This is a genomic window from Haloarcula sp. Atlit-47R (assembly GCF_003665985.1).
Lineage (GTDB): Archaea > Halobacteriota > Halobacteria > Halobacteriales > Haloarculaceae > Haloarcula > Haloarcula taiwanensis.
Genome location: NZ_QPLQ01000007.1, coordinates 97238 through 112471, shown reverse-complemented (window position 1 = coordinate 112471; position 15234 = coordinate 97238). Strand labels below are relative to the sequence as shown.

Annotated in this window: 7 protein-coding genes; 5 read left to right on the top strand and 2 right to left on the bottom strand. The window is 50.4% G+C overall.

Features of this window, described 5'->3' with window-relative positions; genetic code table 11:
* Nucleotides 1-26: 26 nt before the first annotated feature.
* Nucleotides 27-2492 carry a hypothetical protein gene (locus DVK00_RS19155; protein ID WP_147435922.1) on the top strand — a complete coding sequence of 822 codons (2466 nt, stop codon included), beginning with the start codon at nt 27-29 and terminating at the stop codon, nt 2490-2492.
* A gap of 759 nt (nt 2493-3251) precedes the next feature.
* On the opposite strand, the gene DVK00_RS21245 is transcribed toward DVK00_RS19155, so the two are convergent.
* The gene (locus DVK00_RS21245) at nt 3252-4295 is read right to left on the bottom strand and encodes a hypothetical protein (RefSeq protein WP_147435920.1); all 1044 of its coding nucleotides are present in this window, start codon (nt 4293-4295) and stop codon (nt 3252-3254) included.
* Between the two features lie 484 nt (nt 4296-4779).
* Between DVK00_RS21245 and DVK00_RS19150 the strand changes: the two genes are divergently transcribed.
* A complete protein-coding gene (locus tag DVK00_RS19150) occupies nt 4780-5046 on the top strand; it encodes a hypothetical protein (RefSeq protein ID WP_121578327.1) in 267 nt (88 codons plus the stop codon).
* Nucleotides 5047-5202: 156 nt separating this feature from the next.
* Here the strand turns inward: DVK00_RS19150 and DVK00_RS19145 are convergent, their stop codons facing one another.
* Nucleotides 5203-6657 (bottom strand): hypothetical protein, encoded by a 1455-nt coding sequence (locus DVK00_RS19145; protein ID WP_121578326.1) that lies wholly within the window; start codon nt 6655-6657, stop codon nt 5203-5205.
* 205 nt (nt 6658-6862) lie between these two features.
* Here DVK00_RS19145 and glyS point away from each other — a divergent pair, with 205 nt between their 5' ends.
* From glyS to DVK00_RS21240, 3 genes are all read left to right on the top strand, one after another.
* Nucleotides 6863-8680 carry a glycine--tRNA ligase gene (gene glyS / locus DVK00_RS19140; protein ID WP_121578325.1) on the top strand — a complete coding sequence of 606 codons (1818 nt, stop codon included), beginning with the start codon at nt 6863-6865 and terminating at the stop codon, nt 8678-8680.
* Between the two features lie 326 nt (nt 8681-9006).
* Nucleotides 9007-10956, top strand: coding sequence for a periplasmic heavy metal sensor (locus tag DVK00_RS19135; RefSeq protein WP_147435918.1), 1950 nt, complete (start codon nt 9007-9009; stop codon nt 10954-10956).
* A 205-nt stretch (nt 10957-11161) separates the two neighbouring features.
* A complete protein-coding gene (locus DVK00_RS21240) occupies nt 11162-15043 on the top strand; it encodes a hypothetical protein (RefSeq protein ID WP_147435916.1) in 3882 nt (1293 codons plus the stop codon).
* Nucleotides 15044-15234 lie beyond the last annotated feature (191 nt).

The window sequence follows — 15234 nt, the reverse complement described above, 5'->3', positions numbered from 1 at the left end:
TCAGACGCATCTCTTAACGATATCCTATGTTATATACCTTGGTCGGGAGCGATGAGCCATCGTATCCAGAGCTCGGCGCTGGCTACGCTCATTCACTCCCACTACCTGGGCTGGATGAGGTCAGGGGGACATACTATCCCGATCTTGATGCACTCTACGTAGGCGCGGAGGGGTTTGATCCCCAGGAGGTTTCCTATCACTCGCCATCCTTTGTGAATGAAGAAAGCGTACTTGAGGAGGTCGACCAATCGAGAGAGAAATTGACTGTCGTGGATCTTCTTACGCATGTCCGGACAGATGATGCAGTGACCTTCCAACACGAGTTCGGCCATTACTATCTTTCCACATCTTTGGCCGAGTATAGTCCGACGCTCTATACAAGCATAGAGGCCAACCACTCTTTACACTCATCTTTAGCCCACGGAGAATTATCTCGGAATACGCTAAGGTCGCTTTTTGCACGGGAGATACGGAATACGATATATTCACATCGTGCAAGACCCGTTCAAGAAGTGTTTGCATGGGTGGCACAAGCATTCTATGCTGAACGCCCCTCACAAGAGGCTATATCTGACCGAATTTCGGAGATTGATGACGAATTGAGTTCACTCGGATACTCGTTCACCCATCCGGGTTACAACCCCTTCGTGTACGAGTCTCGGGAGGAAACAGCTGAGTGGGAACATTTCCGTTTGTCTTACGAGCGGGCACTCCTCTCCGCTGTACATCGAATTTTCCGGGAAGTACCGGAGAGTCCAGCGTTTCAGCTTATCCTCACAGCGGCGGAAGCCGCGTTAACATCAATATTCTCGTTGATGCAAGCTCATCGTCACCAAGACTCGACTGAGGTCAATACAGCCGCGGGCAGAGTGAATCTCGAACCTGCTGCGACGTTCGCTTCTCTCTTGATAAAGTATCTTAACGATATTTACGAGTTCCAGGTTTTGATTGATAATAATATTAACATGGAGTTCGTGGTGAGAGCCATCCTTGAAGTCACAAGTACAGGGATGGTAGGGCTTGATGCCGTTACTGAATTTTTTGAAGATCAACTTTCGCAGGAGATATTCGAAACGTACGGCGAAGATGTAATAAAAAAACTCGTTGCAGCGAGCAAACGGAACTCCCTTCCGACCCTCTTACTTATCGAGGATCCGCAAGATAACAGCATCCAAGTGTTCATTAACGAGCGTGGGCTCCCACTTGATCATCTGTCATTATCGCTAGCAAGGAAGATGATTATCGTGGGAGCGCGGGCAGAGATTAACCCTTTCGTCGAAAATCCGTTCTCGGACGTCCTCAACTTCATATTTGAACAGGGTCCATCGCCCGAAACATTGCATATCGAGGATAAATTCACAGACACACTGGCGACGATGTTCGATAATATGAGTGATAAGAGTATCGTCGCGGACTGGGAAAAGATTGTGACTGAATTTCAGGAAATCGATTCGGGAGTCGCCGTGACGGGAGTACTCCAAGAAGGGTCTCAGGAGAGTGCCTCGTCAGCAGAAACCACGTATCACCATGAGTCACTGGATGGAGTTCTTCGAAAACTATGTGAATATAAGCACGATGGGGATCCAACTCAACTTGACAGCTACTTTAATGCTGACCCAAGTCAGGGAAATATCACCGTTTCACAGTTCTTTGGAGGGATGGCGACAGTCATTCCCAGAAGTCCGGAAGCAGAGCCAGACGGGAAGAAGATTTACCAGTTTGACAAAGTCATCAGAGATATTGCCACCGAACGAGAGGAAGATCTAACCTTCTATTCGGAGGTGTACGGCCATGCAATGGCGATGATTTGCTTTTACTCCGATGGAAACCACTTGAATGGCGACGCAACTGAATGGATCCAGTGTTTTGCCCGTGTCGTAGAGAACTTTCTTAGTGAGCAGTATGAACCGCATGAACAAGAACGAGGTCTCTACCTTTGTTTTGTCTCATCGGCTTTCGAAATCCTGAATTCAGGATTTACTGGTCGTGCGGACAAACGGACACAGCAAGATCTCCAAACTCTACTTCGGTGTTCGAATAAAATGGCTAACCATCTAAATGTTCGAGGGATCGAACGGATCGTCCCGGCTATTATTCAATACACGATTGATGAGACATCCGCACAAAATCGTAGTTTCTGGGGTGCTCTCATTATTGCTTCTTTACTCAACGTGTCATTACAGGACGATAAATCGGCGGCTCGGGCAATATTGTCGCTCTCAGAGGCTGTTTTTCGGTTGGCGCGTAGTGGACCCCCTGACGAGACAGCTGATGTCATTCTTCGAGCGATTGGGGCTATCACATCACGATATCACCAGGTGACAGTGGTCTTTCCCGTTACTGCAACATCAAAAGATGCAGACAAATCACAAATAAGCGCTCATCCCAAGCAACTCTTCCTCAACTCTGCGTCACAGCGGTTTGAGAATAATGATTTTCAGGCAGAAGAGTTGTGGCAGCAGTGGCTTGAGGCGGTAGATGACGAGAGATAGGCCGTACAGCTCACCGCTCGTCGCTTTTGTAAACGGACGTACCAGATAGTGGGGAGTCAGATCAGAAACTAAGTCGAGTCATCTCATCTTCTATAGAATTGATCTAGTCATGCCTGTGATTAGTTTGGTCCTGTGCCGAACTACGGAGTTCTTCAGAGCGTCTGCGATAGGTAGCGGCAGTATCCTCACTTCGAGAACTTACTGCGAGTCGCTCATAGGCGTCTGCTGCTTGGATGAAGAGTGATTTAGCAGTAGTCGGCTCCTCATTAGCAATTGACCGCGCTCGCGAGATGAGTGCTCGCGCGTGCTGTTCGGTATGCCTCTGTGCACGTTGGGAACTCATCCTGAGCGTCCTCCAGTGGATTTGAGCTTGATAGGCGTTCGACTGACGCTGCTCCTCTCTGTGTTACTACCCCTATGTTGAGTGGTATCTCGTGGCGACATTACAGGTCCAAAATCGAACCGTATTGAGGGATAACTCACTGGGGATCCGTTCTTAGTCATAATCGTAGAATTTGAAGCTCTCCAAGTCACACTTATATTATCAAAAGGTGTTCCGGAAGCATATATTGAAAACGAGGATTGTTCCAACTTAACTCAGAGACATCGTGTTAATATACCTGTCCGAGAAATATCTTTAATAGACTCATTGCACTATTGTAGAGAGAGTTACGGTATAACTGGTCAGTAGGGAATTGGCGAATTTCCCCACCTTCAAAAACGAATCTAACCCCTTCGGTAAGTGGCTTGTCTACTCTATTACGGTGCAGACCAATCGACTATCGGTGTCTTATTTACTTTGGGAAATTGGTCATCAAATATCGAGCTAGCAAAATTTTGCGCCGACCTCGTACGCTCAGGCTCAGATATAGCTTTATTTGCAAGTTTTGAGAGAATATCTACTGTTTGGTTTACTGAAAACTCGGTGTCATTCAACCACTCGAGACGTTCTTGAACAAATGGAGCGGGTGTTGAAATCCGATTTTCCCCCCTACGTATTCCATCAAGAAATTCCCACATTAGTAACAACAAAATCGCTGGAACACGAGAACCGGTATCCACAGGATGTTCCATTTCAATATAATCTGTCTTACTTTTGTTCTCAATATACACAAAACACGCACCTTCTTTAGGTAGTTTTTGGTATTCAGTTCGAAAAACATCAATCATTTGGTGTGCAATCTCCGTCTCTCCAAACGTCCAAAATCTTTCTAAGGCCTGTTGAAAATAGGAACCCCTCTGCTTTCCGTCGGCATCTATAACAATATTATGAATGTATCCGAACTCTGAAAGTATTGACTGAGCAATTTCGTCTCCGTTAATTTTAGATGATTTGCTTGAGGTATCAATTGCTGCTTCGAGATGCTTGACGATGAACATCATGCAATTGAGGAACTGGGCGCTTGGGTCTGCAGACTCAATTCGTGAGGGTTTTGGCATGGAAAGATAGAATGCCAAGTGATCAATTAGGTCTGTTGCCTTTGATTCACCTAAAATAGCAGTTGCTTTCTCTTTTGCTTGAAGTGTCATATACTGATGAAATGTTGTGTAGGTTTCCCAAGCATTTTCAGCGTTTTCAGAATCTGGAAGTTTATAGCCCGGATGCTCCACAGTAGCTGGGAGACCCAAATCAAATTTCTCCTCTAGATGTGATATATATTGGCTAATCGCGTCACTCATAGAGCTATGAGATAACTCTCTGAGTATAGCGAGACTCTCTTGTAGCGGCAACCAAACACGGTGGCGATATGCCAGTGCTCGATCAGCTACGAGGGAGGAGGCCAACCAGTCCTCAAACTCCATCTGTGAGCGGTGTAAGTTCCGAGCAGTATAATGAAATCCAAATTGTGTACATCGACTTTGCGCAAATCGATGTTCCCATAATGCACTTTGTTTATGAGTCTTCGCATGTACACTTTCGTGAATTAACGTTTCTACTCTAGGACCGAGTAGATCCAGAAACTCGTTAAATCCAAATTCCTCCACAGAACGTGGTTTATTCGATAAGAGCTGGCGGTATTTGGAGTCGTCGTTCAAATTAATGTATAATGCGTCCAGATCGGGATAGTACATTCCCGCGACATCACTGATTCCTCGGAGAGGAACAGTTTGTGAATATCCTCGATCGTTATACCGAGACTCGAATGGCAGTTCGGTCATTTCAATAATTTATGGGTTTCTCCCTTCCAACTTAAATTTGGGTCAGATACTCATTAGCCAATCCGGCGTGGGTGTGGATGCTGTAATAGACACAGTATGTTTTGTTCCCCTCAATAACCCAATTGTCATGTCCATTGACAACCCCTACGAGGACGACTCAAGCAGCGGCGAACCACCTGTCGGTCAGAGCCTCGAAACCGATGTAGGGCACGTCAAGCAGGTTATCATGATGGCTCTCGCGGATGTCGATGAGGATGGCGACATCGAGAATGAAGAGTTCGCTGAGGCGTACCGGAAGTTCGCGCAGGAGGCGGACGAGATCGCTGACGACCCTCGGGTGGCGATTATGGGCTGCTGGCGGCTCCTCCTTAGTTTCGCCGAAGCAATGAACTGATCTTCAAATAATATCGATCTCCCTGAAGCGACGGGACGGTAAGTCGATTCCTTCGAGACCCGCAAATGAGATGATCAAATAACACCCACCGCTTCCACGATATTTAACTTGGCTCTACCTAAGATTCCAGGAATCTGGAAGTTCGTTGCTCAGGTACTACTGAAAATAGCGTTGTACTGTTGTTGTATCATCAGAAATAATGGCCTTGCCAAGACGCTGAAGATCGGTGAAGAGATTCGCGTAGGTTTCTTTTAGTTTTGGAGCAACTTCATCGATGAACCGGTCGTGAGCTTGCTCTACATCCCGATTGTCAAGTGTGGTTGCCTCATCCGGAACCTCCCCGCGCTGAATCGATTTCAGGAGTTCAAACATATGTGTCGGATTGTGGTTCATTCCATAGATAACTTGGTCGTGATCGTGACGAAGAACGTCGAAGAAGGCCTTCTCTCGAAGTTCCCAAAGTTTGACTGCGATATCGAGTAGTTCCGTCTGTAACGCCCAGTCAAGCTCCTCGGCAAGCCAGATGAAGCGTTCTCCGTCAGCGTTCGTCGAGACATACATCCCGTTGAGAAGATGATTGAGTGTTTGTCCCTCTCCAGTACCCGGGTAGGATGTAGCTCGAACCGGCACACCAGCGTAATTTCTTTTGTCTATATTAGACTTTAGAGCGTGTTCTCGCGACCGCCTCACATACTCCTCCGCAGACATTAGTTCTGCCGTATCTATGGTAGTCATCTCTTCGCTGAAAACATACTGGGTATCGAAGTTTGAGTGCTTGTCAACCACCTCGCAATACAGATCGAATTGCGCGTCAGGTTCGCCTTCGACTTCTGCCAATTCGGATTCTGGAACCGTACTTGCTGCTAACAGTGCCACGTCCGGATTCACGAGGCCAAGATCATCTCCCAACCGGAAGGATAAATCAATAATTGGGATATCCCACTTGGACTCGAGGTGCTCTTTCAGCCAATCGGCGAATGCATAGGCTGCGTTTCGATGCACCCGATCAGGGAGATCCTGCTGATGAACTTCTCCGGCTAAATATCTGTCAAGAGGTTGGTGAAATCTGAATTCATCACGCAATTCTGAAAACGACGAATTTGTGGTACTTCGTGTCTCCAAATACTCTCGTTGGGTTGCGATTGCTTCAGCTTCTTGTGCGACCCGGGAGGCCCGAATTGTATCCATCGCTGCTTCGATAGCTTGCCAGTGAGCAGCATCCAACACCCGTTTACTTGTTCCTGGGTTGATAGCCTCGATCGCCGCGAAGAACGACGTATCGATTGTCATCTGATAATACTGCGGATGCGCTTCGGAGAGAACGGCGTGTGTATTTTCGTGAGCAAGCTCCGACTGGAGGAACCCTGTCTGCACCTCATTAGACAGTGATCCAATACTCTTGTGAATTTTTGGGAGATACAGCTCCCTGGCCAGAGGATCAACGCGAAGCCGGTCGTCGCTATCGATTGGATTCGGGGCCGATAGCTTGGCGATCGGCTGGTCGCACAAATTGGGCCCATACACTGAACCCAGGAGGTCCTGTGTATGATGACTAAAAAAGGTCCCCTCATCATTCGTTGCGAGTACCTCTTCAACTGTCCATTCCTGCATCCAATCTACATGTTGTGTTACATGTATTATGAAGGTTTCCGCTGTGTGCCCCCTGATGCTATTTGACATCCTCAACTTAAACCTGGGACAGATATGACTCTACTGCAGAACCTCGACTCTACTTCGCAGTAGTATCGTGGTCGAGGTATCTGAGACGAGCTATAATCGGGGCTACAACCGATGGGGAACAAGGAAGAGATGCGTTATGTCCGACCACAACGACGTTAGAGAACTGGCGAAGCGACGTGGGTTCTTCTTCCAGACCTCCGAAGCGTACGGAGGCACGGGAGGGTTCTTCACGTTTGGACCGACCGGAGCTACCCTGAAGCGGAACGTCGAGGAAGCTTGGCGGCAGCAGTTCGTCGTCAAGGAAGGTAACATGGAGATCGAGGCCCCGACGGTGATGGCCGAGCCCGTCTTCGAAGCATCGGGACATCTGGATGGCTTCGACGACATGCTCGTCGGCTGCCCGGAATGTGACGAGCGCACGCGGGCCGATCACATCGTCGAGGACGCTCCAGAAACTGGTATTGAGGAGGCAGAAAGTCTTCCGACTGACCGAGTCGGAGAGATCATCGCCGAACACGGTCTCACCTGCCCGAACTGTGAGGCGCCGCTAGCGGGCCAGGAAGTCACGGAGTTCAACCTGATGTTCGAAACCACTATCGGGCCCGGTAGCGGCCAGTCTGGCTTCCTGCGTCCAGAAACCGCGCAGGGAATCTTCGTTGAGTTCCCGCGCCTGAAGGAGTACGCACGCAACAAGCTGCCGTTCGGCGTTACTCAGATCGGGCGGTCTTACCGGAACGAAATCAATCCCCGGAAGGGGCTCGTCCGGGTCAGGGAGTTCACTCAGGCTGAACTCGAGCTGTTCATCGATCCTGAATCCGATGAACCTCCGCTAGAGAAGGTTCGTGATGTTGAGGTGACGCTGTACCCGCAGGCGGCTCAGGAGGCTGAAGACGGGCAGCCTGTCGAGATGGCGATCGGGGACGCGGTTGATGATGGTATTATCGCGAGTGACTGGGTGGCCTATTACCTCGGGATCGCCAAGCGGTGGTACGAGCAGATCGGGATTGACATGGGTCGGTTCCGATACCGCCAGCACCGTTCGGGGGAACTCGCACACTACGCTGCCGACTGCTGGGATGCTGAGGCGGAAGTCGGCGGAGACTGGGTCGAGATCACCGGTTTCGCGTACCGGTCCGACTACGACCTCCACAAGCACCAGGAGCACTCCGGCGAGGGCAACAGTTACGAGGTGTTCCACGAGTACGACGAGCAGAAGACCGTCGAGCGCCCCGTCGTTGATCCTGATATGAGTGTTCTCGGTCCGGAGTTCGGTGACGCCGCACCTGCGGTTGCCGAGGCACTCCAAGAACTGGCCGAGCGGAATCCCTCCGCATTCGAGGAAGAGGAAGTCACCATCGAAGTGAAGGGAGAGACGGTGAACATCTCCACCGACGTTGCCGGGTTCCGATACGAGGAGCAGACTGAAACCGGCGAGCACCGGCGGCCCCACGTGGTGGAGCCCTCGTTCGGTATCGATCGCATCGTCTACGCACTCATCGAACACGCAATGCGTGTCGAGGCGGCGGAGAACGGACAGAGTGACCGCCAGTTCCTCGCCCTCGAACTTAGTGTCGCACCGCAGTTCGCAGGAGTATTCCCGATGGAGTCCCGTAACGGGGTCCAGGCTGTCGCGAACGATCTCGTCGACGACCTTCGCGACGCTGGTGTCGAGGCGATGCTCGACGAGTCCGGGAGTATCGGGCGCCGATACTACCGTCAGGACGAGGTCGGGACGCCGTTCTGCATCACAGTTGATCCCGCGGGGCTCGATGGTGAGGGCCCGGATGTCGTCACCCTCCGTGAGCGCGATACGACCGACCAAGTCTGGGTCCCCCTCGACAAGGTGGTTGACGTTCTCGTCCGGCTCCAAGCGGGGTCCATTAGCTTCGACGAGTTGCGTGACCAGTACCCGCTTCGGGGGTCGAATCAGACCGAACCGATTGGGTTTGCATAATGGTCGTCATCACCAGTTCCGAGGCGGGTCCGTTCGGTAGCCTCGCCGCTGAGATCGCTGCCGAACGTGACGAGCGACTCGTCACTCAAGTTAATCGCATCGCGCCTGGGGAGTCAATCGTCTATGTCGATGCGCCGGTAGACCTCTCAGCCGAGACTCTGCGTCAGCTTCAGACGTTATGCATGGAACATCCACCCTTCCGGTTCGACTGTAGCGTCATCACTGGTCGAACCGTTGAGGAAGCTAGAGCGCTCTATGACCGTTGCCACGAGTCTTCCATCTCTAGCGGTACCCACCACGTAGCGGTCCGAGACCTCAGACGAGACGTGACACTCGACGACCCGGAAGGAGAGTTACTGGCCCACGATGCGGTGACGACTGATGCATTAGCTGCCGCGAATGAGGCGGGCATGGCGTCTCTATCGGCCGTTCTCCATGGGACGAATATGTATTCGCGCCTTGAGGATGGACTGCTTGTCGGGGCACCAAGTGATCACCAGGCATTCGACTTCGAGCCGCCGCAACCTCCCTTCGTGTGCAACGGAGGGGCCGAACTTGCTCTCGAAGAGAACGCGCTTCGTGCGGATCGATTGGACGCCTCGCAGGTGTTCCTGAACGGATGCAGTTCACTAATGACCGACGTGAACGACGGCAAGGATTTCCCCGTCCACGTCGTCTTGAGCCTACTTCAATCCGCCCGGAGCTTCATCGGGACGTATCGAATCACCGAATGTATGCCCCATCATGGTGCTCTCCACTACGCGTTGCTCAGGTCGGGCTACACTCCAGCTGAGCGTGCGTATCTTCTGAACCAGAGTGCTGTGACGAGTGGCATCGACCATTATCCGTACGTCATCGCTGGCGATCCAACCGTTGACCCTCCAACATCGTTGTCGACCGAGTACGAGGTGGAGGTGCACGGTACCGAACGCTGTGAACTCTTGATCAGCGATATCGATACCTCGATCATCGACACCTGCATCCCCGCTGACCGCTTCTCCAGTAATGCGAACGAGTTCTTCGTTCGCCGGCGTGCTGATGGTGATTTCCCGAACGGACCGAATGACTGCTACTTCACCGCCTTCCGTGAGGGAGACCATATTCGGGTGCTCATCTGGTCGTGGGGCCCCTTCGAAAGCGAGAGCCTCAAGTTCACTGTTAGTACGTCGCGGACGAAAGACGACCTTCCAGTCGGCTTCGAGCCTGTCGAGAACTGGTCCGGAGCCGATTTGACGGCTGTTCCAAGGTCTGTTAAAGAGGCAGAATCTATCCAGTGGGCTAGTCCCGTCGGCAAGGAGACCCGAAAGCGACTTCAGGAGAGTCGTGTTGCTCTGAGGGATGCCAACGCACGGTTGGCGGCGGAGCGATTCAACGCCGATGCATTTAGAGATACTGTCGACGCTCTCCTCCGAGCTGGTGACCACCTCCGCAACGCACGTCGACAGCTGCTCGATGAGGTACTCGCCGACCGTGCAGCAAACAGTCTACAGGCGGCGTACATTGACAACGTCGACACCGGGCATCCAGATGTTGCCGATAGTGACTGTCCGTACTGTGGGGGTCCGGTCTTTCTTCGGCCGACCCACGATTCCTTCGGTGAGATGTCTCGAGAACTGGGAATTTGTCCGAACTGCAGTTACGCGTTCGACGTGCCGACGAATGCAGAGTCGTGCGTTCCCGAACTCCATGGCTCGTTCTACGGGCCAGAAGCGGAGACTATCCCCATTACGGTGACATTCCAGAACCCTCTCGACCGATCGACTGACGCCGTGGTCAAACTGGGGATCACTCATGAGTCTATCCCGACCAACAACGTTGTCGGAGAACCAGAGATAGAGGTCGCTCTCGGACCTGGTGAACGGCATCGGTTACAGTTTGAGATCGATAGAGACCAACTCATGGACACTGTGACGTCAGCTGAAAGCCCGAATGGTGGTTCCCGGAATGTCACGATTGATCCCGACTGGTCCTATTTTGGGCCTCAGTTCCGGGGCAATGACGCACGCGTCGTCGAGGAACTCGAAACTCAAGGCGCAGCGGATCCAGATATTTTCGACGGAGAAGAGGTTACGGTCGAAATTGACGGCGAAACTATCACCGTACCGTGCGATACTTTCGAAGTGACGATTGAGGAAAAACAGGACTACGCAGAGGCGTCCGGACCAGTTCGGTCAACAGCTGATCTCGATGGGCATTACGTTGTGGAAGCTCACGTCGTGCTTCAGAACCTCGAAATTCTCAGTGGAATGCGAACGCTCTATCTTCGCCCTACGTGAAAGCGTATCCTTCGGCTCTATTCTTTTCTGGTCTTGTGGAATATTGTACCGTCACCAATCTAAGGCCAGAGTTCCCTGCTTGGTCTTTTGATGGGGTAGATCGATTGTTGTTTGAATAGAGTTGAATATCTTCCAACGCTTCGAATCTGTCTACAGGACTGTAGTACTGGTATACCAAAATCGAGGTCGATTTCCAATCGGAGAAATGGTTTTCACCGAGGAGCCAGTATTAATCATCACCGTGCCTCTTCCTCTGGGTACTCAGGGGATTGATGAGGAAAACTCCCCTGGATTTAGGCGACAACTCCCATTGCCGGGTTGGGAAGGAGTTCAAGGGATGTACTACCCTGGTGCCGATATTCTCTATGTGAGTTCGGAAGGGTTTGATGCGGAGTCGGCCTCTTATCCAAGTCCGATTACATATAATCGAGAGTCGATATTCCAAACTCTCGGTAGCGAGTCCGACGCCGTCTCAGACGAAGAGTTCAATTTCACCACCCTCATCGAGTTCTTCGGGACAGAGGATCAGGTCACCTTCCATCATGAGTTCGGGCATGCACTTCTCACAAAATCCTCTATTTCGAGAAATATATCTCTCGTTGAAAACGTCATGGGTATTCATGCTTTGGTTGGGATGATTAATGTGATTAGCCACGAGAGTCGAAGTGATTTAGAAATATGGGACCAGAAACCCTCCCATTCCACACTTCCTGAGAGTTTAAACGATGCCGATGGCTTTACCGATGTGACATGGGGCGAGGGGATGGTCGGACATATGGTCCGCCATGATTTGAATCAGAAGTTAGAACAGAATCTGGCTACCCCGGTTCAGGAAGCGTTTGCATGGATCGCTCAGGCACACCACGCTGAGGAGGCAACTACTGATGAACTCATCAATCGTATATCAACTATCGACGAACAACTTGATCGTTTGGGTGGCTGGTCATTAGAACATCCCGGGTACGACCCACTGAAACACGAGTCGGAAGCTGCTGAACGGCAATGGTATCAATATATTTGGTCGTTCATGAAATCGATGCTCGGTGGTGCTGTCGCTATTTTTCGGACGCTCGGGGATGATTGGGCATTCTCGCTCATTTCGAGAGTTGCCAGAGGATCATTGAGTCTCTACTTCGCTGGGGAATCTATTCCGGATCGTATGCATCCGTTGCCATCGCTTGCGTTCACTAATGGGATGTCTGCTCTATATGAGGACCGGCATGACTTGGCGAAACTGAAGCAATCTGGAGAGAGCTTAGAGATTGTTTCCAGGATCTTTGATGAATGGGTCGGATACGGCACTCCCGGTCTGGAATCGGCTGGAGAACAGATCTTGGAGATGATCCAAGGGACGGATACACAGCATATTGACGTAAAGTCGTGGGTTCGGGGTCTGCAGAAACAATTTTCCCACAAAATCCCCTCGTTTGTGATGATAGAGGATTCAAGGACTAATCAACTCCGTACGTTCATTTCTCCTGCTGGCCCTTCGGAACAGTATTTATTACTATCATTACTCCGATGGCAGTTCATCCACAGTCTCTGGTCTGATTCACAGCAATTCCTGAATAAGGAATACACTCCACTTTTAATGGATTTGGCAAGATCTGTTGATCTAAATAACGCCTTCGGTGGTGTCGGCATACTATCTCGTTGCGAACAAGTATTTAATAAGATATCATCTGAAATTGGATGTCAGCAAGCGATAAATACAGGAGTTGATCAGTATCGTGAAGAGCATCAAAATGGACTAATAGAATTTGAAAGTGAGTTCGTCTCTGAAACGTTTGGTACGTTCCGAAATGTCGATAATCCCCTTGATATTATTCTTTCTATGAAAGGTGAACAAAATACAGGGGGTGCATTAGGAGCGAAACTGTATCAACTGAGCCATTATCAATCTGAAATAGAAATAGAATATGATAAATCTGACGATGACTTTGATCTCGGAACAGCCCTGGACTTTCTGATTGCACCACTATGTACGGACCAAAATATAAGCTTAGATAGATATATTGCGGAGACCATTGCAACGATATCCACATTTGAGGGTCTAAAACCAGACGTAGAACGGTTGGATCGTATTCGAGGGACGGTTCGAGAGGCTGCAACAGAACGAGATAACCCGCTTTTCGCTGCGAAAGTTTACGGGCTTGCTTTCGTTGACGTTCTCGCAGCTGATGGATGTGAGTCTAAAGACCAATGGGCAAAACGTCTATTTCGAGATTTTATTGAATGCCAGGATTTGTCCGATGAGAAAAGCATATATCTCGGTACTTTTGTAGAGACGGCGATCCGTCGTACTCAGGAACAAGGACCAACGGATCGACATTCAGGTGATTCGGGTCAATTTACTCTTTCTTCGAAGCAGGCACAGCGTGTGGTGCAACTCGTCTGTAGACATGCTATAACAACGAGCCGCTCATGGAATCTGAACCTAATGTGGTTTGACACTGCACTACGTCGATGTGCCTCAAACTCACTTACCACCTATGCTGAAATGGATGACGACAACAGTGAACAGCGCCGACGATGGCTCACGATTATATTCGGTGGAGCGCTTCAGGCGGCTAAGGAGAGCGACACAGCGCTAATAGCCTTCAGTGAAGCACTCGTGTCAACAGTAGGTACTACTCTTGAGACATACCCCAATGAGGAGGCTGAGGATGATCTTCGCGTTCTGGCCCAAATTCAAGCTAAGGCTGTGTGTGACTCAAACGACTTTGACCTGTATCGCAACCTTTGCCAACGCATTCCTCTTGTTCTTCTTGAAGAGTCGGACGCTAAACTGTCGCAGAGGTCTATTGCAGTAGTTTGTGACTCCTTTATGGTTCATATCACCGACCACATGGGAATATCTAAAGAAGAGAAATATCGGAAACAGAGGGTTTTTTTCACCTTGCTAATCCGCGAGTTCATTAAAAAACGTGACCCCACGGATGCCGGACCAGTTGTACGGAGGGTTCATACCGCCGCACAAGGGACAGTTGATTACCGTACACTGGCAGGGCTTCATCAAGAGTTGCTTTTGTTCCTCGCACAGGAGTATCAGCCTACAGCAAAGGAGACAGAATGGAATGTGGTACTCAGGAGCGCAGTTTCAGAGACAGTATGGAAACATCTGTCCCAAGACCAGAGACTCGATTTCCTCGTAACCCTATATGGAAATGCACTTTCAAACATCATTTCCGAACAATACGGTGAAACGGCTGGCTGTATCGACGACTGGTCGCACCACATCTTGACTGGACTACGAGTCGTGTCTGAAGACGCTCGCTCATCTGCTTGCGAAACAGTCCGTATACGCGCCGCTGTTCTTGGCTTCGCAGCTGCTCGGCACACGAAACATAGCGATCCAGGATCAGACTTCTCTGAAACTAGGTGCTGGCAGGTCACTGAGCTCGCTGCAGAGGTTGCTCAAAAAGACAGTTCTCCGTTCTTCATGTATCGGTTCGGTGGCGAGTGGATCGGATATCTTACCCTTTTCGACGACCCAGAGGAGGGAAGCTCGTGGATTCCTACTATTGTTGAGAATATCCCGTTTGAGAAATTTGAGTCGCCAAGAGTATCATATCCGACAGCAGAAATATTGGGACGTGGGCTACGACTGATGGGTGTCAGGGTTAAACCTTCGGCTGCCGCATACTGGCACGTCACGACGATAGAACATGCACGAACATACGCTCGACGAGTCCCCAATCGGGAGGCATTTCTCGCCACGTTCTTCGGTGCTGCTATCGGGGCTTTAATAGAGTTTCATAGGCCTGCCGAAGTCCCGGGATCGCTTCAGAATATTCTCGATTCGGCTGAAAATATATCGAACGAACTTCCAGATACAACGACCCTTGTACCAGCAGTATTTGCTGATATAGTCTCTCGTCTTGGGCCTTTTTACCTCTCTGGAGTTCTCGTCAACGAGGAGGCTCGTAACCAATGGCTCCATTGGACGGTTTTGCGCGCTGCCAGAGAGATTAATCTGGATCAGTGGCATGAATTTCTGGAAAACGTGGACGAAACGAGGAATTCAGCAGATTCACATCGCAGCGCTGCTATAGCTGTTCTGGATCCTTTGATAACAGGTACTTAAATCGGACATAGATATAAAACCGAACCAGGACTTCATTTCTATGGCAACAACGCAGAAGTGCGTCCGGTGTGGTAGTGGCATATCCCTGGGACCAACCCGGTCTCGACGGAGGTTCAACTCCTCCCCGGCGCACTCTCAAGCGCTTTTCTGTAGAGAATTGTTGGTAGGTTGGAGCAGTAAGTGGAGTTCAC